The 24,189-nt window shown below is 73.8% G+C and carries 19 protein-coding genes, 1 pseudogene and 1 riboswitch; of the genes and pseudogenes, 7 read left to right on the plus strand and 13 right to left on the minus strand.

Annotated elements, in window-relative coordinates:
- Positions 1–89: 89 nt before the first annotated feature.
- A complete protein-coding gene (locus NRO40_RS03990; protein WP_058941047.1) occupies positions 90–2,072 on the plus strand; it encodes an AAA family ATPase in 1,983 nt (660 codons plus the stop codon).
- 69 nt (positions 2,073–2,141) lie between these two features.
- Here NRO40_RS03990 and NRO40_RS03995 read toward each other — a convergent pair whose 3' ends face one another.
- From NRO40_RS03995 to ribD, 8 genes are all read right to left on the minus strand, one after another.
- Entirely contained in the window at positions 2,142–2,600 is a 459-nt protein-coding gene (locus tag NRO40_RS03995) for a PH domain-containing protein (protein ID WP_058941048.1), read from the minus strand.
- Positions 2,601–2,623: 23 nt separating this feature from the next.
- Positions 2,624–3,472 carry an ATP phosphoribosyltransferase gene (hisG, locus tag NRO40_RS04000; RefSeq protein WP_058941049.1) on the minus strand — a complete coding sequence of 283 codons (849 nt, stop codon included), beginning with the start codon at positions 3,470–3,472 and terminating at the stop codon, positions 2,624–2,626.
- A gap of 137 nt (positions 3,473–3,609) precedes the next feature.
- Positions 3,610–3,882: a phosphoribosyl-ATP diphosphatase gene (locus tag NRO40_RS04005; protein ID WP_058941050.1), complete on the minus strand. Its 273-nt coding sequence runs from the start codon at positions 3,880–3,882 to the stop codon at positions 3,610–3,612.
- Positions 3,883–3,916: 34 nt separating this feature from the next.
- On the minus strand, positions 3,917–4,402 hold the full coding sequence (gene ribH, locus NRO40_RS04010; protein WP_058941051.1) for a 6,7-dimethyl-8-ribityllumazine synthase: 486 nt from the start codon (positions 4,400–4,402) through the stop codon (positions 3,917–3,919).
- 175 nt (positions 4,403–4,577) lie between these two features.
- The gene (locus tag NRO40_RS04015) at positions 4,578–5,897 is read right to left on the minus strand and encodes a bifunctional 3,4-dihydroxy-2-butanone-4-phosphate synthase/GTP cyclohydrolase II (RefSeq protein WP_058941052.1); all 1,320 of its coding nucleotides are present in this window, start codon (positions 5,895–5,897) and stop codon (positions 4,578–4,580) included.
- Entirely contained in the window at positions 5,894–6,544 is a 651-nt protein-coding gene (locus NRO40_RS04020) for a nicotinamide mononucleotide transporter family protein (protein WP_058941053.1), read from the minus strand. Before NRO40_RS04020 ends, NRO40_RS04015 begins: the two co-directional genes overlap by 4 nt.
- The gene (locus NRO40_RS04025) at positions 6,541–7,143 is read right to left on the minus strand and encodes a riboflavin synthase (RefSeq protein ID WP_058941054.1); all 603 of its coding nucleotides are present in this window, start codon (positions 7,141–7,143) and stop codon (positions 6,541–6,543) included. Before NRO40_RS04025 ends, NRO40_RS04020 begins: the two co-directional genes overlap by 4 nt.
- Positions 7,144–8,217: a bifunctional diaminohydroxyphosphoribosylaminopyrimidine deaminase/5-amino-6-(5-phosphoribosylamino)uracil reductase RibD gene (ribD, locus tag NRO40_RS04030; protein ID WP_058941124.1), complete on the minus strand. Its 1,074-nt coding sequence runs from the start codon at positions 8,215–8,217 to the stop codon at positions 7,144–7,146. It lies immediately after the preceding gene.
- A 184-nt stretch (positions 8,218–8,401) separates the two neighbouring features.
- Positions 8,402–8,532, minus strand: a riboswitch (FMN riboswitch).
- Between the two features lie 289 nt (positions 8,533–8,821).
- Here ribD and NRO40_RS04035 point away from each other — a divergent pair.
- From NRO40_RS04035 to NRO40_RS04045, 3 genes are all read left to right on the plus strand, one after another.
- Entirely contained in the window at positions 8,822–11,161 is a 2,340-nt protein-coding gene (locus NRO40_RS04035; protein WP_107115030.1) for a chitinase C-terminal domain-containing protein, read from the plus strand.
- A 282-nt stretch (positions 11,162–11,443) separates the two neighbouring features.
- A complete protein-coding gene (locus NRO40_RS04040; RefSeq protein ID WP_257375328.1) occupies positions 11,444–12,373 on the plus strand; it encodes an RNA polymerase sigma-70 factor in 930 nt (309 codons plus the stop codon).
- Positions 12,374–12,408: 35 nt separating this feature from the next.
- Positions 12,409–13,164, plus strand: a complete 756-nt coding sequence (locus NRO40_RS04045; protein WP_058941057.1) for an SDR family oxidoreductase — start codon at positions 12,409–12,411, stop codon at positions 13,162–13,164.
- 375 nt (positions 13,165–13,539) lie between these two features.
- On the opposite strand, the gene NRO40_RS04050 is transcribed toward NRO40_RS04045, so the two are convergent.
- The gene (locus NRO40_RS04050; protein ID WP_058941058.1) at positions 13,540–14,886 is read right to left on the minus strand and encodes an ROK family transcriptional regulator; all 1,347 of its coding nucleotides are present in this window, start codon (positions 14,884–14,886) and stop codon (positions 13,540–13,542) included.
- A 142-nt stretch (positions 14,887–15,028) separates the two neighbouring features.
- Between NRO40_RS04050 and NRO40_RS04055 the strand changes: the two genes are divergently transcribed.
- The 3 genes and pseudogenes from NRO40_RS04055 to NRO40_RS04065 all read left to right on the plus strand — a co-directional run.
- On the plus strand, positions 15,029–16,243 hold the full coding sequence (locus NRO40_RS04055) for an MFS transporter (RefSeq protein WP_058941059.1): 1,215 nt from the start codon (positions 15,029–15,031) through the stop codon (positions 16,241–16,243).
- 288 nt (positions 16,244–16,531) lie between these two features.
- Entirely contained in the window at positions 16,532–17,962 is a 1,431-nt protein-coding gene (locus tag NRO40_RS04060) for a uracil-xanthine permease family protein (protein WP_058941060.1), read from the plus strand.
- 160 nt (positions 17,963–18,122) lie between these two features.
- Positions 18,123–18,836 (plus strand): annotated as a pseudogene (locus tag NRO40_RS04065) (DUF5995 family protein); the annotation flags it as partial.
- Between the two features lie 176 nt (positions 18,837–19,012).
- Here NRO40_RS04065 and NRO40_RS04070 read toward each other — a convergent pair.
- From NRO40_RS04070 to NRO40_RS04085, 4 genes are all read right to left on the minus strand, one after another.
- Complete coding sequence (locus NRO40_RS04070; RefSeq protein WP_058941061.1) at positions 19,013–20,704, minus strand: flavin monoamine oxidase family protein; 1,692 nt, start codon at positions 20,702–20,704, stop codon at positions 19,013–19,015.
- A gap of 68 nt (positions 20,705–20,772) precedes the next feature.
- Positions 20,773–21,570, minus strand: a complete 798-nt coding sequence (locus tag NRO40_RS04075) for a carbon-nitrogen hydrolase family protein (RefSeq protein WP_058941062.1) — start codon at positions 21,568–21,570, stop codon at positions 20,773–20,775.
- Between the two features lie 427 nt (positions 21,571–21,997).
- On the minus strand, positions 21,998–22,453 hold the full coding sequence (locus NRO40_RS04080) for an Lrp/AsnC family transcriptional regulator (protein ID WP_023589679.1): 456 nt from the start codon (positions 22,451–22,453) through the stop codon (positions 21,998–22,000).
- A 10-nt stretch (positions 22,454–22,463) separates the two neighbouring features.
- On the minus strand, positions 22,464–23,936 hold the full coding sequence (locus NRO40_RS04085) for an amino acid permease (protein WP_058941063.1): 1,473 nt from the start codon (positions 23,934–23,936) through the stop codon (positions 22,464–22,466).
- Positions 23,937–24,189: the final 253 nt, after the last annotated feature.

A 24,189-nucleotide genomic window follows, 5' to 3' on the forward strand; every position in this document is an offset into this window, starting at 1 on the left:
AACCCGTCCACGAGAAGGCGATTGGGAAGACTTCCGACGGGCGCCCGCCCGGCCGGAGGGCTCCGGGGACACGTGTTGTGGGGGACCCGATGGACATCGGCACGCAGGGCACACAGGCCCCGGCCGAGCTCGCCTGGCTGCGGGGCGTCGACGCCTACACCATGGGGGCGTATCCGCAGGCCGAGGAGGAGTTCCGGACCGCGGTGCGGATCGACCCCGGCATGGCCGACGCCTGGCTCGGGCTGCACGCCCTGCGGGTCGACACGACGACCGCCCTGCTGCGCATGTACCACCACCGGGACCGGTTCTGCGAGCAGCGCCGGCGGCACCGGAGGACGCTGAACTCCTGGTACTGGCTGGGCTGGTGGGTGCAGCCGGTGCTGGAGAGCCCCCGCGACCTGCTGCTCGCGCACGCCTCGCACTGGCTGGACGGCCGCCACGTCCCCGAGCTCGACCGGGCGCTCGCCGGGCTGCCGCCCGTGGACACCGACCCGCAGGTGCGGTTCCTGCACGCCTGCCGGGCGTACCTCGTCAAGGACTGGGACCAGCTCGTGCGGCACACCGAGCCGCTCGTCGACGATCCGCTGCTCGGCATCGAGGCCGGCCTCTTCGGCGGCATGGCGCGGGTCCGGCTGGAGATGTACGGGCAGGCCGAGCCGCTGCTGTCGGCCGCGCTGATGCGGTGCCGCAGCGAGCAGCCGCAGCGCAAGGAGCTGCGCTACTGGCTGGCGCGGGCGCACGAGGGCACGGGCCGCACGGCCGCCGCCCTGCCGCTGTACCGGGCGGTGCACCGGGTGGACCCGGCGTTCATGGACACCGCGGCGCGGTTGGCGGCCATCGCCGAGTACGACGGGTTCGACGGCTCGCCGGAGGAGGCCGCGGGTGTCGCGGCCGTGTCGCTGGCGGGCGCCGGAGCCGGCATCGGCGGCGACGGCGGGCTCGGCGCCGACCTGCTCGACACACCGCTGGACGGGCAGGAGTACACCGGACCGGACGCCCCGCCGCAGGGCGTTCCGGGTCCGGGTCCGGGCCAGGGTCCGGGTCCGGGCGGGTCCTCGGGGCCGGCCCCCTCCGTGCCCGGCGTGCCCGCGTCGTCGGGCGGGGCACGGGAGAAGGCGGCGGGCGCCGTGGCCGGCCGGCCGGCCGCTCCCCCGTTCCCGGCGAGCCCCGTCGACCCGGGGCTGCTCGGCCAGGCCATCGCCGAGCTGGAGCGGATGGTGGGGCTGGAACCGGTGAAGCGCCAGGTGAAGGCGTTGTCCGCACAGCTGGAGATGGCACGGCTGCGCGCGGCGCAGGGGCTGCCGGTACAACCGCCGAAACGTCACTTTGTCTTCTCGGGCCCCTCCGGCACCGGGAAGACCACCGTCGCCCGCATCCTCGGCCGGGTCTTCTACGCGCTCGGGCTGCTGGGCGGCGACCACCTCGTCGAGGCGCAGCGGGCCGACCTGGTCGGCGAGTTCCTCGGCCAGACGGCGGTGAAGGCCAACGAGCTGATCGACTCCGCGCTCGGCGGGGTGCTCTTCGTCGACGAGGCGTACTCCCTGTCGAACACCGGCTACAGCAAGGGCGACGCCTACGGCGACGAGGCCCTCCAGGTCCTGCTGAAGCGCGCCGAGGACAACCGCGACCACCTGGTGGTGATCCTCGCCGGCTACCCCGAGGGGATGGATCGGCTGCTGGCCGCGAACCCCGGACTGTCGTCCCGCTTCACCACGCGGGTCGACTTCCCCTCCTACCGGCCGCTCGAACTGACGGAGATCGGCCGCGTGCTGGCCGCCGGGAACGGTGACCTCTGGGACGAGGAGTCGCTGGAGGAGCTGCGCTCGATCAGCGGCCACGTGGTGGAGCAGGGGTGGATCGACGAGCTGGGGAACGGCCGGTTCCTTCGGACGCTGTACGAGAAGTCGTGCGCGTACCGGGACCTGCGGCTGTCCGGGTACGCGGCGACGCCGACGCGGGAGGACCTGGCGACGCTGCGGCTGCCGGACCTGATGCAGGCGTACGGCGAGGTCCTCTCGGGCCGCGGCCCGACCTCCCACGGTCCGCAGGACCCCCCGCCCCCCGCGTACTGACGGGCGGGGCGTCGCGCACGGGCCGGCCCACCGCCTGCGGGCGAGGGCCGGGTGCCGTGCGGAGGGCTGTCAGCGCTGCTCGGCGCCCGTCCCGCGGTTCTCGACGAGGGCGCGCAGCGCCCGTGCGTCGCGGATGGCCTGGGCCCGGCCGATGCCGGGCTGGATGCCGAGGGCGGGCAGGCTGGTGCCGTCACTCAGGTCGAGGAAGACCCACGGGTCACCGACGCGCAGGTTGACCCGGAGGATCTCCGGCCACGACAGGCGGCGGCTGCGGGTCAGGTTGACGACGGTGACGCCGTCCTCGTCGGCCACCACCTTGGGGCGGCTCATCAGGATGAGCACCCCGTAGAACAGGCCGGCCGTGAGGATGAAGCTCATGCGCTCCCCCGGGTGGAGCCGCTCCAGTATCAGGGCGACCGCCGTCAGTACGGCGAACATGACGGCGCCGACGGTGAGGAGCACGGCGCGCGTGCGCCGGGGGCGGAAGGTGACGGGGAGGGCGGGGACTTCGCTGGGCGCGTCGGTCATGGTGGGCGGGTCGGCTTCCGGACTCAGAGGCGGCAGGCGTGGATCGCCGTGGTGAGGATGGCCCGCGCGCCGAGGGCGTACAGGTCGTCCATGATGCGCTGCGCGTCCTTGGCGGGGACCATCGCGCGGACGGCGACCCAGCCCTCGTTGTGCAGCGGGGAGATGGTGGGGGACTCCAGGCCCGGGGTGAGGGCGACGGCCCGCTCCAGGTGCTCGGCGCGGCAGTCGTAGTCCATCATCACGTAGCTGCGGGCGACCAGGACGCCCTGGAGGCGGCGGAGGAACCGCTGCACGCCGGGGTCGTCGGCGGGGGCGCCGGTGCGGCGCACGACGACGGCCTCGGAGGTGAGGATGGGCTCGCCGACGATCTCCAGACCGGCGTTGCGCAGGGACGTGCCGGTCTCGACGACGTCCGCGATGACCTGGGCGACACCCAGCTGGACGGCGGTCTCGACGGCGCCGTCGAGGTGGACGACGGACGCGTCGATGCCGTGGTCGTCGAGGTGCTTGGCGACGATGCCCTCGTAGGAGGTGGCGATCGTCATGCCGTGGAAGTCGGCCGGGCCGCTCGCCGTGCCGGGCCGGGTGGCGTAGCGGAAGGTGGAGCGGGCGAAGCCGAGCTGGAGGATCTCCTCGGCGTCGGCGCCGGAGTCCAGCAGGAGGTCCCGGCCGGTGATGCCGATGTCGAGCTTGCCGGAGCTGACGTAGATCGCGATGTCCCGGGGGCGGAGGTAGAAGAACTCGACCTCGTTCTCCGGGTCGACCAGCACGAGCTCCTTGGACTCCTTGCGCTGCTTGTAGCCGGCCTCATGGAGCATCGCCGACGCAGGCCCGGACAGTGAACCCTTGTTGGGGACGGCGATGCGCAGCATGGGACGTGCTTCCTTTGCGTCGGAGTGCTTCGGGGTGCTTCGGGGTGGGCGCGGCGGTGGTGCCGCGGTCCCGGCCGGACCGGACGGCCCGGCCGTGACCGGCGGGCGGCGGCCCGGGCGGCGGGCGCCCGGGCGGCTCAGAGGTGGGCGTAGACGTCGTCGAGCGAGATCCCGCGGGCGACCATCATCACCTGGACGTGGTACAGCAGCTGCGAGATCTCCTCGGCGGCGGCGTCCTTGCCCTCGTACTCGGCGGCCATCCAGACTTCGGCGGCCTCCTCGACGACCTTCTTGCCGATGGCATGGACCCCCTTGTCCACCAGTTCGGCGGTGCGGGAGGTGGCGGGGTCGCCGGTCCTGGCCTTGAGCTCCAGCTCGGCGAAGAGCTGTTCGAAGGTTTTGTTCGCCATGATGTCCTCAGGGTACGGGGTGCGGGACTCGCACTCAGCGCCAGGGTTCGCTGACGGTGCGCAGGGTCGTCGCGGTGGCCACGGCGGCGGTGACCGCTTCGTGACCCTTGTCCTCGTTCGAGCCCTCCAGGCCGGCGCGGTCGAGGGCCTGCTCCTCGGTGTCGCAGGTGAGGACGCCGAAGCCGACGGGGACGCCGGTGTCGACGGAGACCTGGACGAGGCCCTGGGTGACACCCTGGCACACGTAGTCGAAGTGGGGCGTGCCGCCGCGGATGACGACGCCGAGGGCGACCACCGCGTCGTAGCCGCGGCCCGCGAGGACCTTGGCGACGACGGGCAGCTCGAAGCTGCCGGGGACGCGCAGCACGGTCGGCTCGTCGATGCCGAGCTCGTGGAGGGCGCGCAGGGCGCCGTCGACCAGGCCGTCCATGATCTTTTCGTGCCACTGGGCCGCGACGACGGCGACCCGGAGGTCTCCGCAGTTCTTCACGGTCAGTTCGGGTGCGCCCTTGCCGCTCACGTCTCTCCTCGGGTGGTGCGTGTCGCTTGCTCTGACGGGTGGTGCCTGGTGGCGTCGTGCCGGGTGGTGCGTGGTGCGTGGCCGTGCTGCCGCCGGTCATGCGCGCCTGGTCGTACGCGCCGGGGCGTGCGCGACCGGTGGTGCGGGATGGTACGGGGGTGCCGCGGTGCCGGCGCTACTGGGTCGCGCAGGGGGACACGTCGGCCGCGGGGTCGAGCCAGGGCAGGTCGTGGCCCATGCGGTCCCGCTTGGTGCGCAGGTACCGGACGTTGTGCTCGCCGGCCTGCACGGGCATCGCCTCCCGGCCCAGCACGGTGAGGCCGTGGCGGGCGAGGGCGGCGGTCTTGTCCGGGTTGTTGGTCATGACGCGGACGCTGCGCACACCGAGGTCGGCGAGCATCTCGGCGCCGGCGGCGTAGTCGCGGGCGTCGGCGGGCAGGCCGAGCTCCAGGTTGGCGTCGAGGGTGTCGCGCCCGCGCTCCTGCAGCTCGTACGCGCGGAGCTTCGACAGCAGGCCGATGCCACGGCCCTCGTGACCGCGCAGGTAGACGACGACACCGCGGCCGGCCTCCGTGACGCGGTCCATGGCGGCGTGCAGCTGGGGGCCGCAGTCGCAGCGCAGGGAGTGGAAGACGTCGCCGGTGAGGCACTCGGAGTGGACGCGGACGAGGACGTCCTCGCCGTCCCCGAGGTCGCCGTGGACGAGGGCGACGTGCTCGACGCCGTCGGTCGTGGAGCGGTAGCCGTACGCGGTGAAGTCACCGTGCGCGGTGGGCAGCCGCACCTCGGCCTCGCGGCGGACGGTCGGCCGCGGGGCCGGGGCGGGGGCGGCCGCGCGGGCGCCCCCGCGCAGGTGGGCGACGAGGTCCGCGATGGAGATGATCGTCAGGCCGTGCTTGCGGGCGAACGGGACGAGCTCGGGCAGCCGCAGCATGACGCCGTCCTCGCCGGCGATCTCGACGATCGCCCCGGCCGGGCGGAGTCCGGCGAGCCGGGCGAGGTCCACCGCGGCCTCGGTGTGGCCGTCGCGGGCGAGGACGCCACCGGGCCGGGCGCGCAGCGGGAAGACGTGGCCGGGCCGGACGAAGTCCGCCGCCTCGGCGGTGCCGCTCGCCAGGAGCCGGAGGGTGGTGGCGCGGTCGGCGGCGGAGATGCCGGTGGTGACGCCGTGGGCGGGGGCCGCGTCGACCGAGACGGTGAAGGCGGTCCCCATGGACTCGGTGTTGTCGGCGACCATCTGCGGGAGCCGCAGGCGGTCCAGCTCGTCGCCCTCCATGGGGGCGCAGATCAGACCGCGGCACTCGCTCATCATGAAGGCGACGATCTCGGGTGTGACCTTCTCGGCGGCGATGACGAGGTCGCCCTCGTTCTCCCGGTCCTCGTCGTCGACGACCACGACGGGGCGTCCGGCGGCGATGTCGCGGACGGCCTGCTCGACGGGGTCGAGGGTCAGGTCGGCGGGGTCCCACACGGACAGCTCGGGTGCGGTGGTCATGCCGGTGCTCCTTCCAGAGCCTTGGCCGGGGTGCGCGTGCGGAGCCACCAGTCGCGCATGCCCCACAGGACGAGGGCGAAGTAGACGACGTAGACGAGGCCGGAGAAGGCCAGGCCGCTGCCGAAGGCGAGCGGGACGCCGACGACGTCGACGAGGAGCCACGCGAACCAGAACTCGACGAGGCCGCGGGCCTGGGCGACCATCGCGACGAGCGTGCCGACGAAGATGTACGCGTCGGCCCACGGGCTCCACGACAGCGACGGGTAGAGGGTGAAGAGGCCGCCGACGGCGAGGGTGCCCGCGACGGCGCCGGCCACGAGGAACCCGCGCTCCCGCCAGGTGGCGAAGCGGACGGCGATGGAGCCGTCCTGGGCCTGGCCGCGGCCGAGCCGCCACTGCCGCCAGCCCCACAGGGCGACGGTGATGACGAGGAGCTGCTTGCCGACCCCGCCGGAGAGGTGGGCGGAGGCGTAGGCCGCGACGAGGACGACACCGGACAGGAGTTGGGCGGGCCACGTCCACAGGGAGCGGCGCCAGCCGAGGGCGAGGGCGGCGAGGCCGATGGTGTTGCCGAGCAGGTCGGACCAGATGATGCGCTGTCCGAAGGCGGCGAACGCCTCGCTGTTGAGCCAGTCCAGGGCGCTCACCGGCTGCCTCCCCGGGTGCCGAGGAGGCGCTCGACGTACTTGGCGATGACGTCGACCTCCAGGTTGACCGGGTCGCCGGGCTGCTTCGTGCCGAGGGTGGTGAGGGCGAGCGTGGTGGGGATGAGGCTGACGGTGAAGTGGTCGTCGCCCGCCTCGACCACGGTGAGGCTGACGCCGTCCACCGTGATGGAGCCCTTCTCCACGACGTACCGGGCGAGTTCGGCGGGGAGGGAGACCTTGACGACCTCCCAGTTCTCGGAGGGGACGCGTTCGACGACGGTGCCGGTGCCGTCGACGTGGCCCTGGACGATGTGTCCGCCGAAGCGACCGTCGGCGACCATGGGCCGCTCCAGGTTGACGGGGGACCCGACGGTGAGGGCGCCGAGGCTGGAGCGCTTGAGGGTCTCGGCCATCACGTCGGCGGTGAACTCGTCGCCCTCCTGCTCGACGACGGTGAGGCACACGCCGTTGACGGCGATCGAGTCGCCGTGCTTCGCGCCCCGGGTGACCACGGGGCCGCGGAGGCGGAAGCGCGAGGCGTCGTCGAGGGTCTCGACGGCGGTGACCTCACCCAGTTCTTCGACGATTCCGGTGAACACTCACGTCTCCTTGGTGGTGGGGCGGGGGCGGGCGGTGACGCGCAGGTCGGGGCCGATCCGCGTGGTGTCGGTGACGCTCAGCCGCAGGGCGTCGGCGATGGTGGCGATCCCGGCGTCGCCGAGCACGGCGGGCCCCGCGCCGAGGAGGACCGGGGCGAGGTAGCCGACGACCTCGTCGACGGCGCCCTCGGCGGCGAAGGCGCCGGCGAGGGTGGGGCCGCCCTCGAGGAGGACGGAGCGGACGCCGCGCTCGTGCAGGGCGGCGAGGAGGGCGGGGACGGAGAGGCCCCGTCCGCCGGCGGCCCTGGGGAGCCGTACGGTGTCGGTCCCCGCCAGGTGGTCGACGGTGGCGTCGTCGGCGACGGCGACCAGGGTGGGGGCCGCGTCGTCGAGGACGCGGGCGCCGGGCCTGACCGCGGTGGCCCCGGTGTCGACGACGACCCGCAGCGGCTGGACGGCTCCGTCGACGCCGCGGACGGCGAGGTGCGGGTCGTCGGCGCGGGCGGTTCCGGAACCGACGACGACGGCGTCCGCCTCGGCGCGCAGGCGGTGGACGTCGGCGCGGGACTCGGGCGACGTGATCCAGCGGCTGGTGCCGTCGGCGGCGGCGACGCGGCCGTCGAGGGTGGCGGCGTACTTCCAGCGGACGTGGGGGCGGCCGAGGCGTACGGAGGTGAGCCAGGCGGCGTTGCCCGCCTCGGCCTCGTCGGCGAGCAGGCCCCCCTCGACCCGGACGCCCGCCGCGCGGAGGGTGTCGGCTCCGCCGGTGGCCCGCGGGTCCGGATCGGCGACGGCGTAGACGACGCGGGCGATCCCGGCCTCTATCAGGGCCTGCGCGCAGGGGCCGGTGCGGCCGGTGTGGTTGCAGGGTTCGAGGGTGACGTAGGCGGTGCCGCCGCGGGCGAGGACGCCCGCCGCGCGCAGGGCGTGCACCTCGGCGTGCGGGTTGCCGGCCCGCTCGTGGTACCCGGTGCCCACCTCGTGGCCGGAGGCGTCCAGGACGACGCACCCGACGACCGGGTTGGGGCTGGTGGAGCCGAGTCCGCGGGCGGCGAGCGCGACGGCTCGGCGCATGGCGTCCACATCGGCTACTGGGGCCACCGGGTCCTCCTGCCTCGTCGGGCACGGACTCCGGGGCTGTCGATGACGACAGGGAGCGGGTACGACACCGCCGTCCGGGTACGCCACGGCGCCGACCGGCGACCGGGAACGCCCGGCGACCGGCAGACGGCCGGCGCACCCCTGCTGGGGTCGCCCGCCGCGCACTGCCTCCCATCCGGACTTTCACCGTCGGTCCAGGAATTTCACCTGGTCAACCGGCCACTGGATGCGGCCGGGTCGCGGACTGTAACCGCCGGTTCGGAATTACACCGACCCCGGAGTGCGCTGCTGCTGATACAGGGCAAGTGTGCCACGGCGACGCCCCGCCCATACGGGTGATCCTCTGTGGAGTGACTCACAGCGTCCGGTGAATCGGTGCGCGGTCACCGGCTCCCACCTCCGCGCGGATCAATTGGTCCAGACCTATTGACGCTCTGGTCTAGTCCTCTTAATGTCTGCGTCACCTCTCCGCGGAGACCGCCCTCCGGTGTGCGCACACCCGGGCCCGGCACGACCAATCCCCTGCCATACGCCGCACGTTGTGTGAAGCCCGACTCCCCAGGAGGAGCCGACCGTGCTGTCATCCCCCCGTGCGAGGGCCTCGCTGCTCGCATCCGGCGCCGCCGTCGCCGGACTGCTGCTCAGCTCGCTCTCGGGCGGCGTCTCCCACGCCGCCGTCGACAACGAGTCCTGTCGCCCCGACGGTCTGTACAAGACCCCCGGCGTGGACGTCCCGTACTGCTCCGTCTACGACGCCCAGGGCCGCGAGAAGATGGGCGCCGACCACCAGCGCCGCGTCATCGGCTACTTCACCGGCTGGCGCACCGGCAAGGACGGGACCCCCGCGTACCTCGCCTCGAACATCCCGTGGGACAAGATCACCCACATCAACTACGCCTTCGCCCACGTCGGCGGGGACAACAAGATCTCCGTCGGGGGCGACTCTCCGAACAACGCCGCCACCGGCATGACCTGGCCGGGCGTCCCGGGCGCCGAGATGGACCCGGGCCTGCCGTACAAGGGCCACTTCAACCTGCTGAACAAGTACAAGAAGCAGCACCCCGACGTGAAGACGCTGATCTCGGTCGGGGGCTGGGCGGAGACCGGCGGCTACTTCGACGACGGAGGCAAGCGCGTCGCTTCCGGCGGCTTCTACTCGATGGCGACCAACGCCGACGGCTCGGTCAACCACGCCGGGATCAACACCTTCGCCGACTCGGCGGTCGCGTTCGTCAAGAAGTACGGCTTCAACGGCGTCGACATCGACTACGAGTACGCGACGACCATGAAGGACGCCGGCAACCCGCTCGACTGGTCGATCGCCAACCCCCGCCGCGCGGGCCTCGTCCAGGGCTACTCGGCACTGATGAAGACCCTGCGCGAGAAGCTCGACCGCGCCGGGGCCGCCGACGGGCGCCACTACATGCTGACCGTGGCCGCCCCCTCGTCGGGGTACCTGCTGCGCGGCATGGAGACGTACCAGCAGCAGAAGTACCTCGACTACGTCAACATCATGTCCTACGACCTGCACGGCGCCTGGAACGAGTACGTCGGCCCCAACGCCTCGCTCTTCGACGACGGCAAGGACGCCGAGCTCGCCGCGGCCAACGTGTACGGCAGCCAGCAGTACGGCGGCATCGGCTACCTCAACACCGACTGGGCGTACCACTACTTCCGCGGCTCCATGCCCGCCGGACGCATCAACATCGGCCTGCCCTACTACACGCGCGGCTTCAAGAACGTGCAGGGCGGCACCGACGGCCTGTGGGGCAGGGCGGCGGCGACCAGCTGCCCGGCCGGCTCCGGCCTGACCAAGTGCGGTGACGGCGCGGTCGGCATCGACAACCTCTGGCACGACAAGGACGACAACGGCAAGGAGTCCCCGGCGGGCTCCAACCCGATGTGGCACGCCAAGAACCTGGAGAAGGGCGTCACCGGGGACTACCTGAAGAGCTACGGCTTCCCCGCCGACACCCGGCTGACCGGCACCTACGCCCGCAAGTACGACTCGACGCTCGTCGCGCCGTGGCTGTGGAACGCCGAGAAGAAGGTCTTCCTGTCGACGGAGGACGAGCAGTCGGTGGCCCGCAAGGCCGACTACGTGGTCGACAAGGGCATCGGCGGCACGATGGTCTGGGAACTGGCCGGCGACTACGCGTGGAACGCGGCGAAGGGCCAGTACGAGCCCGGCTCGACGCTGACCACGCTGATGTACGACAAGTTCAAGGCGGCCGCCCCGTACGGCGCGAAGGTCTCGAACAAGGCGCTGCCCACCAAGGCCGTGGACATCGGCGTGGGGTTCGGCGAGTTCAAGCTCGGTGACTCCAACTACCCGATCACGCCCAAGGTGAAGATCACCAACAACACGAAGACGACGCTCCCGGGCGGCACGGAGTTCCAGTTCGACTACGCCACCTCCGCCCCCGGCAACGCCTCCGACCAGTCCGGCTTCGGCACGAAGGTGATCAGCAGCGACCACACGGGCGGCAACGTGGGCGGGTTGAAGGGCGACTTCCACCGCGTCTCGCTGAAGCTGCCGGCCTGGCAGACCCTCGCGCCGGGCGCGTCGGTGGAGCTGTCGTTCAACTACTACCTGCCGGTGTCGACCCCGTCGAACTGGACGGTGAACATCGCGGGCACGACGTACGCGCTCGCCGGCGACCTGGCGCGCGGCACCACCGTCGTGGAGCCCGGCACGGGCACCGGGCCGACGCCGGGACCGACCGACCCGACGCCCACGCCCACACCCACGCCGGGCGCGTGCACGGCGCCGGCGTGGGACGCGGCGGCCTCGTACGGCGGCGGCGCGACCGTGTCGCACGGGAACCACACCTGGAAGGCGAAGTGGTGGACGCGGGGCGAGGAGCCCGGCTCCACCGGCGAGTGGGGCGTCTGGCAGGACCTGGGTTCCTGCTGACGTCTGACCACGGCGCCTGACGACAGGCGGAGACCCGGTGGCGGTGAGAAAGGCCCTTGCCCGCCGCCGGGTCTCCTTGTCGTCCCCGGGGCGCTCCCGTCGTGTCCGGGCGCTTCCCTCCTGTCCGGGCGTTCCCGTCGTGTCCGGGGCTCCCGATGATCGGGCGCTTCCGGGCGTTCCCCGCCACTCCCGGGCGTTCGCCCCCCCCCCGGGCGGGTCGGTCGCTTCCGGGCGCTCGATCCCGGGCGTGCCGGTCGTTTCTCGCGTGGCAGGCTGTCCGGTGTGAGCGCCGCAGCCGAGCCAGCCGACGAGTTCCAGAGCCACCGCCCCCGCATGTTCGGTCTCGCCTACCGCATGCTCGGCTCCGCCGAGGAGGCCGAGGACGTGGTGCAGGACGCCTACCTGCGGTGGAGCGGCGCCGACTGGCGCCAGGTCGAGCACCCGGGGGCGTGGCTGGCGAAGGTGGTGACCAACCTGTGCCTGAACCGCCTCACCTCGGCGCGCGCCCGGCGCGAGACGTACCCCGGCCCGTGGCTGCCGGAGCCGGTCGTCACGGAGGGCGAGCCGGGCGGGGTCCTGGGACCGCCGGAGTCCGCGGAGCGGCGCGAGGCGGTGTCGACGGCGCTGCTGGTGCTGCTGGAGCGGCTGACGCCGACCGAGCGGGCGGTGTACGTGCTGCGGGAGGCGTTCGCCTACGGCCACCGGGAGATCGCCGGGCTCCTGGACGTCAGCGAGGCTCACAGCCGCCAGCTCCACCACCGGGCCGCGGCGCGGGTGGCCGCCGCGGGAACGCGGTTTCCGGGGCCGGACGAGCGGCGCCACCGGGAGCTGGTCGAGTCCTTCCTGGCGGCGGCGCGGGAGGGCGATCTGGCCGGGCTGGAGAAGACCCTGGCCGCCGACGTGACCTGGTGGGGCGACGGCGGCGGCGCCGTCTCGGCGGCGCGCCGTCCCATCACCGGCCGTGAGAAGGTGCTGCGCTTCCTCGCCGGGCTCCTCACCCGCAACGCCGGGATGAACCTGACGTGCGCGGAGGTCAACGGCGCGCCCGCGCTCGTGGCCCGCGCGGGTGACACGCTCGTCGCGGTCGCGTCGTTCGAGGTGCGTGACGGGGCCGTCACGGCCGTGCACAACGTGGTCAACCCGCGGAAGCTGGCCTTCGCCGCGCGACAGCTGGCACGGCTGTCACATCCGGGGGCACCCGTCCGGTCGTAGCCGGTGACACACCCCGGCGACGGAAGGACGGACCCATGGGCACGATCGTGGTGACGGGCGGTACGGGCACACTCGGGCGGCACGTCACCGAACGGCTGCGCGCGGACGGACACGAGGTGCGGGTGGTCAGCCGCCACTCGGCGCCGTACGCCGTCGACCTGCGCGACGGCAGGGGCCTGGACGCGGCGGTGACGGGCGCCGGCACGGTCGTCCACTGCGCCAGTTCCCCGCGCGGCGGCGACGAGCGCGCCGCCCACCACCTGCTCGACGCGGCGCGGCGGGCGGGGGTCGGCCACCTGGTGTACATCTCGATCGTCGGCGTCGACCGCGTCCCCCTCGGCTACTACCGGACGAAGCTGGCCGTGGAGCGGCTCGTCGAGGCGTCGGCGACGGGGTGGACGATCCTGCGGACGACGCAGTTCCACGACCTCGTCGTACGGGTGCTGGAGGGGTGCGCCCGGCTGCCGGTGCTCCCCGTGCCCGCGGGCGTCGCGGACCAGCCGGTCGAGGTCACGGAGGTGGCGGCCCGCCTCGCGGAGCTGGCCGGGGCGGGTCCCGCCGGGCGCGTACCGGACCTCGGAGGCCCGCAGGTGCTCCCGTTCGAGGAACTGGCCCGCGCCTACCTGCGGGCGAGCGGGCGGCGTCGGCGCGTGGTGCCGGTACCGCTGGCGGGCCCGACGTACCGCGCCTTCCGCGCCGGGGGTCATCTGGCGCCGGAGCGTGCGTCCGGCACGGGCACCTTCGAGCAGTACCTGGAGCGCCGCTTCGGGGCGGGCGCGCCACCGCGCTGAGGATGGCCGGCGCCGGACGCGCACTCGGGCTGACGCCGGGCCCGCACTGGGCGGCGCCGGTCCCGCACCGGGACTGACGCTGCGCCTGCACCGGCCGGCGCCGGGCCCCCAGGGCCCGCGCTGGGCCCGGTGCTGGGCGACGCTGGGGCTCGCACGGGCCCGCACTGGGCAACGCTGGGGCTCGTGCGCGCTGAGGCGGCGGGCTGAGGCGGGGGGCGGGCGCCCGGCTGCCGCTTGACCCGGGGGCGCCGGGCCGGGAGGCGGGGCGGTCGGCCCGCGCCTGGCTGCGGCCGGGCAGGTCGGCCGGTGGCGGCGGGACGGCGCGGCGGGGTAAGTGGGCCGTCGCCGTCGGCCGGTGACGCAGGTCGGCGGGGGTCAGTGGGCCGTCGCGGGCGGCCCGCCGAAGAGCTCGTCCTGGGCGGCGTCCCGCGCGGTGAGGAGCGCGCCGCGCAGGACCGCCGCGCCGCCCAGGGTGCTGGCCCTGACCTCGGTGCGCAGCGGGGAGAGGGTCGCGAGGCGGGCCTCGACGCGCTCGGCGAGCGCAGCGCCGCCGGCGTGGCCGAGCTCGCCGCCCAGGACGACGCAGCCGGGGTCGAGCACGGCGGTGACGGCGGCGGCTCCGAGGGCGACGCGTTCGGCGAGGGCGTCCAGGAAGGCCCCGGCCGCGTCGCCCGGCCCGTCCCCCACGCGGCGGTACGCCCGGCACCGGTCCGCCGGACCGTCCCCGGTCGGACCGCCGTCCGCCGGGCCGCCCCCGGTCGGACCGCCGTCCGCCGGGTCGGCCGCGGCGCGGGTACCGTCCCAGCAGACCGGCCGTTCCCGTGCCGCCCGGACCGCTGAGGCCCCCGCCGGTTCGCCCTCGTCGTCGGGGCCGCCGGCCTCGATGCCGTACGCCTGCGCCAGCTCCCGTACCGCCGCCGATCCGGCCAGGGCGTGGAAGCCCCCGGCGCAGTCGGTCGCCGACGGGAGGGCGCCCGTGCCGGGCACCGGGAGGAAGCCGATCTCGCCGGCCCCGCCCGACGCGCCGCGGCGCAGGGCGCCGTCGAGGACGACGGCGGCGCCGACGCCGTGCCCGAGCCACAGCAGGACGAACGTGTCGCGGTCGCGGGCGGCCCCCTCGCGCAGCTCGGCCGTCGCGGCGAGGTTCGTCTCGTTCTCCACGAGCACGGTCGCGGAGAGCCGCTCGCGCAGGGCGGTGACCAGGCGGCGGTGCCAGGCGGGCAGGCCCGCCGAGTCGCGCAGCGCTCCCGTGGCCGGGTCGACGAGGCCCGGGGCGCCGATCCCGACAGTGTGCAGCCGGGTCGCTCCCGCCTCCCGGACGGTGCGCTCCAGCAGGGCGGCGGCCCGCTCGACGGCCGGCCCCGTCTCCGTGTCGCCGCCGATGGGCGCGGCGGCCTCGGCGAGCGGCGCGCCCAGCAGGTCGGTGACGGTGACCGTGACGCCGCGCAGCCGCACGTCGAGGGCGGCGAGGTGGGCGCGGTCGGCGACGAGCCCGTACACACGGGCGTTCGGGCCGCGCCGCTCCGCTCCTGACTCCCCGACGATCCGTACGAGACCAGCGTCCTGGAGCCGTTCGACGAGGTCGGCGACGGTCGGCCGGGACAGCCCGGTGAGCCTCTTCAACTCGGCGGCCGTCAGGGGCCCCTCGTCCTGGAGCAGACGCAGGGCGAGCCGGTCGTTGATGGCCCGGGCGGTGCTGGGGGACGCGGGGGCGGAGGGCATGCCGGGATCCTTTCAGACCTTACTTTCAGGCAGGGTTCCTGATAATTTACGCGGCGCGGCACCCGCGTGTGCCGGCACCACCGAGACACCACACACCCGCACACACCAACACACCGAACACCAGGGGAACCGGGGAGGGTCCGTGCCGTACGGCGTGGAGAAGGTCAAACGGGCGCGGTACGCCGTCGCCGCCGTGTTCTGCGTGCACGGCGCGGTCACCGGCAGCTTCGCGACCCGCATTCCGTGGATCCAGGAGCACGCGGGGGTCAGCCCGGGACAGCTGGGCCTCGCCCTGGCCTTCCCCGCCCTCGGTGCGTCCCTGGCGATGCCGCTGGCCGCGGCCGTCAGCCACCGGTTCGGCGCGCGCACCGCGCTGCGCGGGCTGTTGGCGATGTGGACGCTCTCACTCGTCCTGCCGTCGCTGGCGCCGAACCTCCTCGGCCTGTGCGCCGCGCTGTTCGTGTACGGCGCGACCTCCGGCATGTCCGACGTGGCGATGAACGCGCTGGGCGTGGAGGTGGAGAACCGGCTCGGGCGGTCCGTCATGTCCAGCCTGCACGGCATGTGGAGCGTGGGCGCGCTGATCGGCTCCGCCGCCGGTACGGTCGCCGCGCACCTGGGCGCCGACGCCCGCCTGCACCACCTGCTGGCCGCGGCGGTGCTCACCGTGCTGGGCCTGGTGTTCTGCCAGGGCGTGCTGGACCTGCGCAGCCAGCCGGGCGAGGCGGCGCCGCCGCGGTTCGCGCTCCCGCCGCGCTCGGCGCTGGTGATCGGCGCGATCGGCTTCTGCGGGGTCTTCGCGGAGGGCGCGAGCCTCGACTGGTCGGCGGTGTACCTGGAGGACGTGCTCGGCGCGTCGGCCGGCGCGGCCGCGGCGTCCACGACGGCGTTCACCCTCACCATGGCGGTGGCGCGGCTGGTGGGCGACCGCGTGGTGGACCGCTTCGGCGCCGTGCGCACGGTGCGGACCGGCGGCGTCGTGGCGACGGCGGGCGGCGTCCTGGTCGTCGCCGCGCCGCACCCGGTGGCGGCCATGGGCGGGTTCGCCCTGATGGGGCTCGGGGTCGCCGTCGTCGTACCGCTCGCGTTCGCCGCGGCCGGGCGCAGCGGGCCCAACCCGAGCCAGGCCATCGCAGGCGTCGCCACCATCACGTACACCTCCGGGCTGATCGCCCCCTCCGCGATCGGCGGGCTGGCGGACGTGACGTCGCTGACGGTGTCGTTCGGGCTTGTGACCCTGCTGGCCTTCGGCCTGGTGCTCGGCGCGAACGTGCTGGGCCCGCGCGGGCGCGGCGGCGTTGCGGCGACCGGTACTCCCGCGGGCCGTACCACCGGCAGCGGCGACCGCGGCGCCTGAACCGCCCCGACCGCCCCCGCCCCGCGACGCGGCGCCGCCCGTGCCCGGACCACCGCGGGGGGGGGACCGGCCCGACGGTCCCGTGCCCGGGCGCCCGGCAACCGACGACCGGCGCCCGGCGACCGACCACGCCCGCCGTGGGCGCGCCCCGGCCCGCGCGCTTCCCGGACGCGGCCGGAACCGCACACGCGTCGCATTACCATGGCGTCCGTTCACCACCGGCCGCCGCGCCTCACGCGGCGCCGTCCACCCACCGGGCGAGCCCCGGAGAACGGGAGCGACCCACCCATGAACCTCGGCGTGCGCTGGACCCTGCACGGCGACGGGCGGACCCCTGCTCCCGGCGCCGTGGTGCGCCCGGACGAGCGGTTGTCCTGGCCCCGGACCGCCGGGCTCGGCGCCCAGCACGTGGTCGCCATGTTCGGCGCGTCGTTCGTGGCGCCCGTGCTCATGGGCCTCGACCCGAACCTCGCGATCATGATGTCCGGCGTCGCGACGATGATCTTCCTCCTCGCCACGCGCGGCCGGGTGCCCAGCTACCTCGGCTGCTCGCTGTCGTTCGTCGGGGTCGCGGCCGCGATCCGCGCCTCCGGTGGCGACAGCTCCACCGTCACCGGGGCGATCCTGGTCGTCGGTCTCGCGCTGTTCCTGGCGGGTGTGGCCGTGCGGCGGTTCGGCGCGCGGGTCATCCACGCCGCGATGCCGCCGATCGTGACGGGCGCCGTGGTGATGCTGATCGGCTTCAACCTGGCGCCGGTGACCGCCGCCACCTACTGGCCGCAGGACCAGTGGACGGCGCTGCTGGTGATGCTCTTCACCGGTCTCGCGGTGGTGTGCCTGCGGGGCTTCTGGTCGCGGGTGGCGATCTTCCTGGGCCTGGTCTTCGGGTACGTCCTGTCGTGGGTGCTCGACCTGACCCTCGGCCGCATCCACTCCCCCGTCGGGGGCGGCGAGGCGGTCGACCACTGGCGCCTGGACCTCTCCGCGGTCGGGCAGGCCGACTGGATCGGCCTGCCGTCCTTCCACGCGCCGAGCTTCGAGTGGTCCGCGATCCTGGTCGCCCTGCCCGTGGTCATCGCGCTCATCGCGGAGAACGCCGGGCACGTCAAGGCCGTCGGTGAGATGACGGGCGACCCGCTGGACGACCAGCTCGGCACCGCCATCGCCGCCGACGGCGCGGCGTCCATGCTCTCCACCGCCGTCGGCGGCCCGCCCAACACCACCTACTCCGAGAACATCGGCGTCATGGCCGCGACCCGCGTCTACTCGACCGCCGCCTACTGGGCCGCGGCCGGCTTCGCGCTCCTCTTCGGGCTCTGCCCGAAGTTCGGCGCCGTGGTCGCCGCCATCCCCGGCGGCGTGCTCGGCGGGATCACGGTCATCCTGTACGGCATGATCGGCCTCCTCGGGGCGCAGATCTGGATCAACGCCGGGGTGGACCTGCGCAACCCGCTCAACCTGGTGCCCGCGGCCGCCGGCATCATCATCGGCGTCGGCGGCGTCAGCCTGAAGATCACCGACACCTTCGAACTCGGGGGCATCGCCCTCGGCACCATCGTCGTGATCACGGGCTACCACGCGCTGCGGGCGTTCGCCCCGGCCCACCTGAAGGGGCAGGAGCCCCTGCTCGACGCGGGCACCTCGGCGTACGACACCGCGGCCCGGAAGGAGCACGGCGACGAGGGCGGGGACGGCGGCGAGCCGGCCGCGCGGCGGTAGCAGCACCCCGCACACAGGAGCGCGCAGGCGCACTCGGGCGCACGCGGTGCGCACGGAGGACCGGCGGGGCCGCGGCAGCGGCCGGCCGGTCCTTCGCCCGTTCCGGGGACGCCGCGCCCGGCGGCTTCCCCCCGGGCGCGGCGGCTGGGACCCTGCCCGCATGGCGCAGATCGACGAGTTCACCCCGAGCGCCGGTGCCGAACCGCCCGGGGTACGCGCGGTGGCCGACCGGATGCGGGGCTTCCGGTCCCTGTGGCCGGCGGGCGACGGGGTCGGGGTCTTCAACGACGTCTACCTGGCGGTCACCCGCGAGATCGGGCGCCTCGTCGGCGAGGGGGCCTTCCGGGACCACGACGGCGCCGCCACGCTCGCCGTCCGGTTCGCCGAGCGGTACGTGGCGGCGGTCGACGCGGCGGCGTCGGGCGGGCGGCCCCCGGCGTGCTGGCGGCCGCTCTTCGCGTACCGGCGCCACCCCGGCGTGCGGCCGCTGCAGTTCGCGCTGGCCGGCATCAACGCGCACATCGGCCACGACCTGGCGTTGGCGGTGGTGGACACCTGCCGCGCCCTCGACTGCGGCCCCGACCGGCTGGAGGCCGACTTCGAGCGGGTCGGCGAGGTCCTCGTCCTGCTGGAGGAGCGCATCCGCGAGGAGCTGATGCCGGGCCCGGACCTGCTGGAGGTCGCGGACCCGATGACGCACCTGCTGGGGTGCTGGAGCCTGGAGCGGGCCCGGGACGGGGCGTGGCTCGCGGCCCGCTCGCTGTGGCAGCTGCACCGGGTGCCCGGGTCGTGGGGCACGGAGCTGGCCGAGGGGTTCACCGAGCGCCTCGACCGCTCCGTGGGGCTGGTGGGGCGGATGCTGCTGACGCCCCTGGGGAGTGCCGTGCCGCGCGCTGCCGTGCCGCGCGCTGCCGTACCGCGCGGCGGCGGATGGACCGGCGCCGGGCCGTCCGGCGCCGGGCCGTCCGGCAGTGGCTCCCACGGCTCCGCGTCGCCCGGCGTCGGCCCGCGCGGGCCCGAACCGACCGTCGTCGGCACTCCCCCGTGTGCTCAGTCCTCCGGCAGCTCCACCGGGGCGATCTCGTCGTAGACGTCGCCCGGGCCGGGGTTGGACGGGTCGGTCCCGCCGCCGAGGTGGTGCATCACGCCCCAGACGGCGTTGAGCGCGGTCTGCACGGCGCCCTCGGCCCAGCCGGCCGTCCAGGAGATGTCGTCGCCGGCGAGGAAGATGCCCCGCTTGTCCTCGGGCAGCCGGTCCTGCATGAAGTGCGTGTACAGGCGGCGCTGGTAGCGGTAGTGGCCCGGCAGGTTCGCCTTGAAGGCGCCCATGAAGTAGGGCTCGTTCTCCCACGACACGGTCACCGGGTTGCCGATGATGTGCTTGCGGATGTCGACCTTCGGGTAGATCTCGCCGAGCGACTTCAGCATGACCTCCATCCGCTCGTTCGCGGACAGCGGCAGCCACTTCAGGCTGTCGTCGCACCACGTGTACGACAGGCAGATGACGGCCGGCTTGTCCGGGCCGTTGTCCAGCAGGTACGTGCCGCGGGTCATCCGGTCGGTGAGCGTCATCGACATGACGTCCCGGCCGGTCTCCTCGTCCTTGTCCAGCCAGAACGGTCGGTCGACGGGGACGAACAGCTTCGACGACTCCATGTAGTGGGTGCGCTCGATCGCCGTCCAGTGGTCGATCGGGAAGAGCGAGTCGTCGCACTCGATCTTCGACAGCAGCATCCAGGACTGCGCGGTGAAGATCGCGGCGCGGTAGGTGCGGATGTCGCCGTTCGCGTCGGTGACCGTGATCCGGTTGCCGGCGGTGCGGTGCAGCCGGGTCACGGCCGGCTTCGGGTCGCCGCCGTGCAGCGAGCTCAGCGAGGTGCCGAGCGGCCAGTGGACGATCTTCTCCGGCTCCCGCTCCCACAGCCGCACCGGGAGCTGCTGGCTGCCGCCGACGATGCCGCGGTGGTAGTCGTCGGCCTCGGTGTAGACGACGCGGAGGATCTCCAGGATGGAGTTCGGGAAGTCGGTGTCCCAGCCTCCGGTGCCGAAGCCGACCTGGCCGAAGATCTCTCGGTGCCGGAAGGACTTGAACGCGTCGGAGTCGCACAGGAAGCCGTAGAAGGTCTGGTTGTCGAGCTTCTCGACGAGCTTGGCCCAGATCTCGCGGATGCGCGGCACGTCACGCTCGCGCATGGCGCGGTTCATGTCGGAGAAGTCCGCGCCCTCCTCCAGGCAGGCGCTCCACGCCTCGGCGACGTCCCGGTAGACCTGCGGCAGGTCGGCGATGGTCTCCGCGTAGTGCGACTCGCCCTTGAGGTCCACCACGGTCGACGGGGTCGACTCGGCGAGCGGGTTCGGGAACGGCCTGGTCTCCAGCCCCACGAGGTCGATGTAGTGCTGCAGGGCCGTCGAGGACGGCGGGAAGCGCATCGCGCCCAGCTCGCAGTTGAGCTCCGGGTCGCAGCCGTCGAAGCCGACCGTCCGCAGCCGGCCGCCGAGCTGGTCGGCCTCGTACACGACCGGCTTGAGGCCCATCTTCATCAGCTCGTACGCGGCGACGACGCCGGACAGGCCGCCGCCGATGACCGCCACCTCCGTGCCGTGCTCGGTCGCCGGTATCTGGCCGAGACCGGCCGGGTGTGCCAGGAAGTCGTCGTACGCGTAGGGGAAGTCCGGGCCGAACATGGTGATGGGCGGCTGCGCGTCGGTGTGCTGGACGGCGGTGGGCACCGTGGACGTCATGGGGTACGGACTCCTTGCACGGGTGGAGAAGAAGGGGGAGCTGGGTGGGGGGCGCTGGGCGGGGGCGCTCAGACGAGGGAGGTGTAGAGGCCGGGGCGGCGGTCCCGCAGGTACGGGTTCTCGGCGCGCGACCGGCTCAGCAGGTCGGGGTCGACGTCGCCGGTGACGAGCTCCTCGCCGAGGCCGGCGCGGGCCCGGGCGGAGCCGTCGGGGCCGGCCAGGGCGGACATGCCGACGAACTCGAAGTCGCCCTCGGGGCCGGTGCGGTTCGCGTAGGCGATGTACAGCTGGTTCTCGAAGGCCCGCACGGGGACGACCGACCGGGCGACGACCTGCGCCGGGTGCATCAGGGCCGTCGGGACGAGGAGGAGGTCGGTGCCGGCCAGGGCGTGCGCGCGGACGTTCTCGGGGAACTCCACGTCGTAGCAGATCATGAGGCCGACGCGGACCCCGGCCAGCTCGGCCTGGACGACGGCGCGGTCACCGGGGGTGAACCAGCGCTGCTCGAAGTCGCCGAAGAGGTGGGTCTTGCGGTAGTTGGCGAGGCGGGCGCCGTCGGGGCCGATCAGCTGGGCGGCGTTGTACACGGTGTCGCCGTCGCGCTCCGGGTAGCCGTACGCCAGGGCGATGCCGTGCCGCCCGGCGATCTCGGCGACCGCGTCGGCGGCGTCCCCGTCGGCCGCCTCGGCCAGCCGGTGGACGTCCTCGCCGATCGCGTACCCGGTCAGGAACATCTCGGGGGCCACGAGGAGGCCCGCGCCGGTGGCCGCCGCGCGGGCGGCGGCGCCGTCGAGGAGCGTGAGGTTGGCGGCCACGTCACCGAGCTGTCCGGAGCTCTGGAGCAGGGCGGTGCGCAGCGGCGGCATGGGCGGACCTCACGGGGTGCGGCGAGCGGGGGGATTACCCAAGAAAGGTACGGTCCGGACTTCTCGCCGGACAAGGCATGACCGTTGCGGACCGACCGCCGAAGCGTTGCGTGATCGGGCCCCGCGCCGGTGATTCGTTGCGCGGCGCTCCCCCGCGGCACCGGCGGCCGCCGGGCGACGCGCCGGTGCGGTGGCCGCGCCCGCGCGGGGGCCGGCGCGAGCCGGGGCGAGGTGGCGGCGTCGGTCCGGGCAGCCGGGGCGGCACGCGGCGGCGTCGGGCCGGGCCGGGGCGGCGGCGTCACACCCCCGGGAGCCGGGGCCGCGGGCGGCCTCCGGCCGGGGAGCGAGGGCCACACGTCGGCCCCGACCCGGGGAGCCGGGGCCGCGCGGCAGCCTCAACCCGCGGAGCCGGGGCCGCGCGGCGGCGTCAGGCCGGGGAGCCGGAGGAGAAGCGCCGCAGGAGCGGGGAGAGCACCAGGACCGACTTGGTGCGCTCCACGAACGGCTCGCCGGCGATGCGCTCCAGGACGCGCTCGAAGTGGCGCATGTCGGAGGCGAAGACCTGGACGATCGCGTCCGCCTCCCCCGTGACGGTGGACGCGGACGCGATCTCCGGATAGCGCTCGAGACCGCGCTGGATGGTCTCGGGCGAGGTGTTGCCCCGTGCGTAGATCTCGATGAAGCCCTCGGTCTCCCAGCCGAGCGCCGCCGGGTCCACGCGCACCGTGAAGCCGGTGATGGCCCCCTCGGCCCGCAGGCGGTCCACGCGCCGCTTCACGGCCGGCGCGGAGAGTCCGACGAGCGAGCCGATGTCGGCGTAGCTGCGGCGGGCGTCTTCGGCCAGCGCGTGGACGATGCGTTCGTCGAGGTCGTTCAGTCGCACGGGGGGTGGATCACTTCTCTGCAGTGGCCAATCGGGAGCGGCGCATGCCGTACAGGAAGTAGAACACGAGGCCGACGGCCATCCAGACACCGAACACGGCCCACGTGACCATGTCGAGGCTGTACATGCTGTAGCCGCAGAAGAGGAAGCCCAGCACCGGGAAGAGGGGACCGAAGGGGACCTTGAAGGTGCGGTCGAGCTCCGGCCTGGTGTGGCGCAGGATGACCACGGCGACGTTGACCAGGGCGAAGGCGAAGAGGGTGCCGATGCTGGTGGCGTTGACGAGCTCGCCGAGCGGGACGGCCGCGGCGAGGACGCCGCAGAAGACGGAGACGAGCACCGTGTTGACGCGCGGGGTGCCGGTCTTCGGGCTGACCCTGGCGAAGACCTTCGGGATGAGGCCGTCGCGGGACATCGCGAAGAGGATGCGGGTCTGGCCGTAGAGCACGGTGAGGACGACGCTGGCGATGGAGATGACCGCGCCGGCGGCGAGCAGCGTGCCCCAGAAGCTCTGGCCGGTGACGTCGTTCATGATCGCGGCGAGGGTCGCCTCGGAGCCCGCGAACTTCTTCCAGTCCCAGGCGCCGACGGCGACGGCCGCGACGAGCACGTACAGCGCGGTGACGATCACCAGGGAGAGCATGATCGCCCGGGGCAGGTCGCGCTTGGGGTCCTTCGCCTCCTCGCCGGCCGTGGAGGCGGCGTCGAAGCCGATGTACGAGAAGAACAGGACCGCGCCCGCGGCGCCGACGCTGCTGATGCCGAGCGGCATGAAGTCCGCGTAGTTGCCGGACCGGAAGCCGGTGAAGCCTATGGCGCAGAAGAGGACCAGCGCGCCGATCTTGACGGCGACCATGATCGTGTTGGCGCGGGCGGACTCCTTGGCGCCGCCGAGCAGGAACACCATGGCCAGCATGACGACGATCAGCGCGGGCAGGTTGAAGATGCCGCCCTCACCGGGCGGCGCGGTCAGCGCCTCGGGGAGGGTCACGCCGATGGTGCCGTCGAGGAGCTGGTTGAGGTAGTCGCCCCAGCCGACCGCGACGGCGGCGACGGACACGCCGTACTCCAGCAGCAGGCACCAGCCGCACACCCAGGCGACGAGTTCACCCATCGTTGCGTACGCGTACGAGTAGGAGGAGCCGGCGACGGGGATGGTGCCGGCCAGCTCCGCGTAGGAGAGGGCCGAGAAGAGCGCCGTCAGGCCCGCGAAGACGAAGGCGAGCGTGACCGCGGGGCCGGCCTCCGGCACGGCCTCGCCGAGGACGACGAAGATGCCCGTACCCAGCGTGGCGCCAATACTGATCATGGTCAGCTGCCACATGGACAGCGAGCGGCGGAGCGAGCCGCCCTCACCCTGACCACCCTCCGCGACCAGGTCTTCCACCGGCTTGCGACGGCCGAGGGCGGAGAACCGGGACGCTCCGGCGGTCTTCGGTGCGGAGGGCTCGGTGGCCGGTGGGGCTGCGCCGTGATCGAGCACTGCGGGGCTCCTTCATCGCTGCGGTCGGGGGTACGGCGGGACCGACGGCGGCCCGCGGGCAGCGGGGAGACAACCCACGAAGGGACCCAGGGGAGGGGGAACCGCCGAGCAGGCGGTCACCGCCACTCCAGGTACGGGCCCTGAGCCTACGAGGCGGAGGTTCGCTTGTGTAATGCAGGGTTGTTGCGCAGTGCCGATCGATCCTTGCGCACTTCGGGCACGGACGGGGAAACATTGCGTGCTGCCGCATGAA

Origin of the sequence: Streptomyces changanensis, from assembly GCF_024600715.1 — a bacterium.
Classification (GTDB): Bacteria; Actinomycetota; Actinomycetes; order Streptomycetales; family Streptomycetaceae; genus Streptomyces; species Streptomyces changanensis.

Coding starts and splice junctions, on each gene's coding strand:
- NRO40_RS03995 (WP_058941048.1), bottom strand. CDS start 2,600: ATGACCGACGCGCCCAGCGAAGTCCCCGCCCTCCCCGTCACCTTCCGC.
- NRO40_RS04060 (WP_058941060.1), top strand. CDS start 16,532: ATGAACCTCGGCGTGCGCTGGACCCTGCACGGCGACGGGCGGACCCCT.
- NRO40_RS04070 (WP_058941061.1), bottom strand. CDS start 20,704: ATGACGTCCACGGTGCCCACCGCCGTCCAGCACACCGACGCGCAGCCG.
- NRO40_RS03990 (WP_058941047.1), top strand. CDS start 90: ATGGACATCGGCACGCAGGGCACACAGGCCCCGGCCGAGCTCGCCTGG.
- NRO40_RS04045 (WP_058941057.1), top strand. CDS start 12,409: ATGGGCACGATCGTGGTGACGGGCGGTACGGGCACACTCGGGCGGCAC.
- NRO40_RS04005 (WP_058941050.1), bottom strand. CDS start 3,882: ATGGCGAACAAAACCTTCGAACAGCTCTTCGCCGAGCTGGAGCTCAAG.
- NRO40_RS04075 (WP_058941062.1), bottom strand. CDS start 21,570: ATGCCGCCGCTGCGCACCGCCCTGCTCCAGAGCTCCGGACAGCTCGGT.
- ribD (WP_058941124.1), bottom strand. CDS start 8,217: ATGCGCCGAGCCGTCGCGCTCGCCGCCCGCGGACTCGGCTCCACCAGC.
- NRO40_RS04050 (WP_058941058.1), bottom strand. CDS start 14,886: ATGCCCTCCGCCCCCGCGTCCCCCAGCACCGCCCGGGCCATCAACGAC.
- NRO40_RS04015 (WP_058941052.1), bottom strand. CDS start 5,897: ATGACCACCGCACCCGAGCTGTCCGTGTGGGACCCCGCCGACCTGACC.
- hisG (WP_058941049.1), bottom strand. CDS start 3,472: ATGCTGCGCATCGCCGTCCCCAACAAGGGTTCACTGTCCGGGCCTGCG.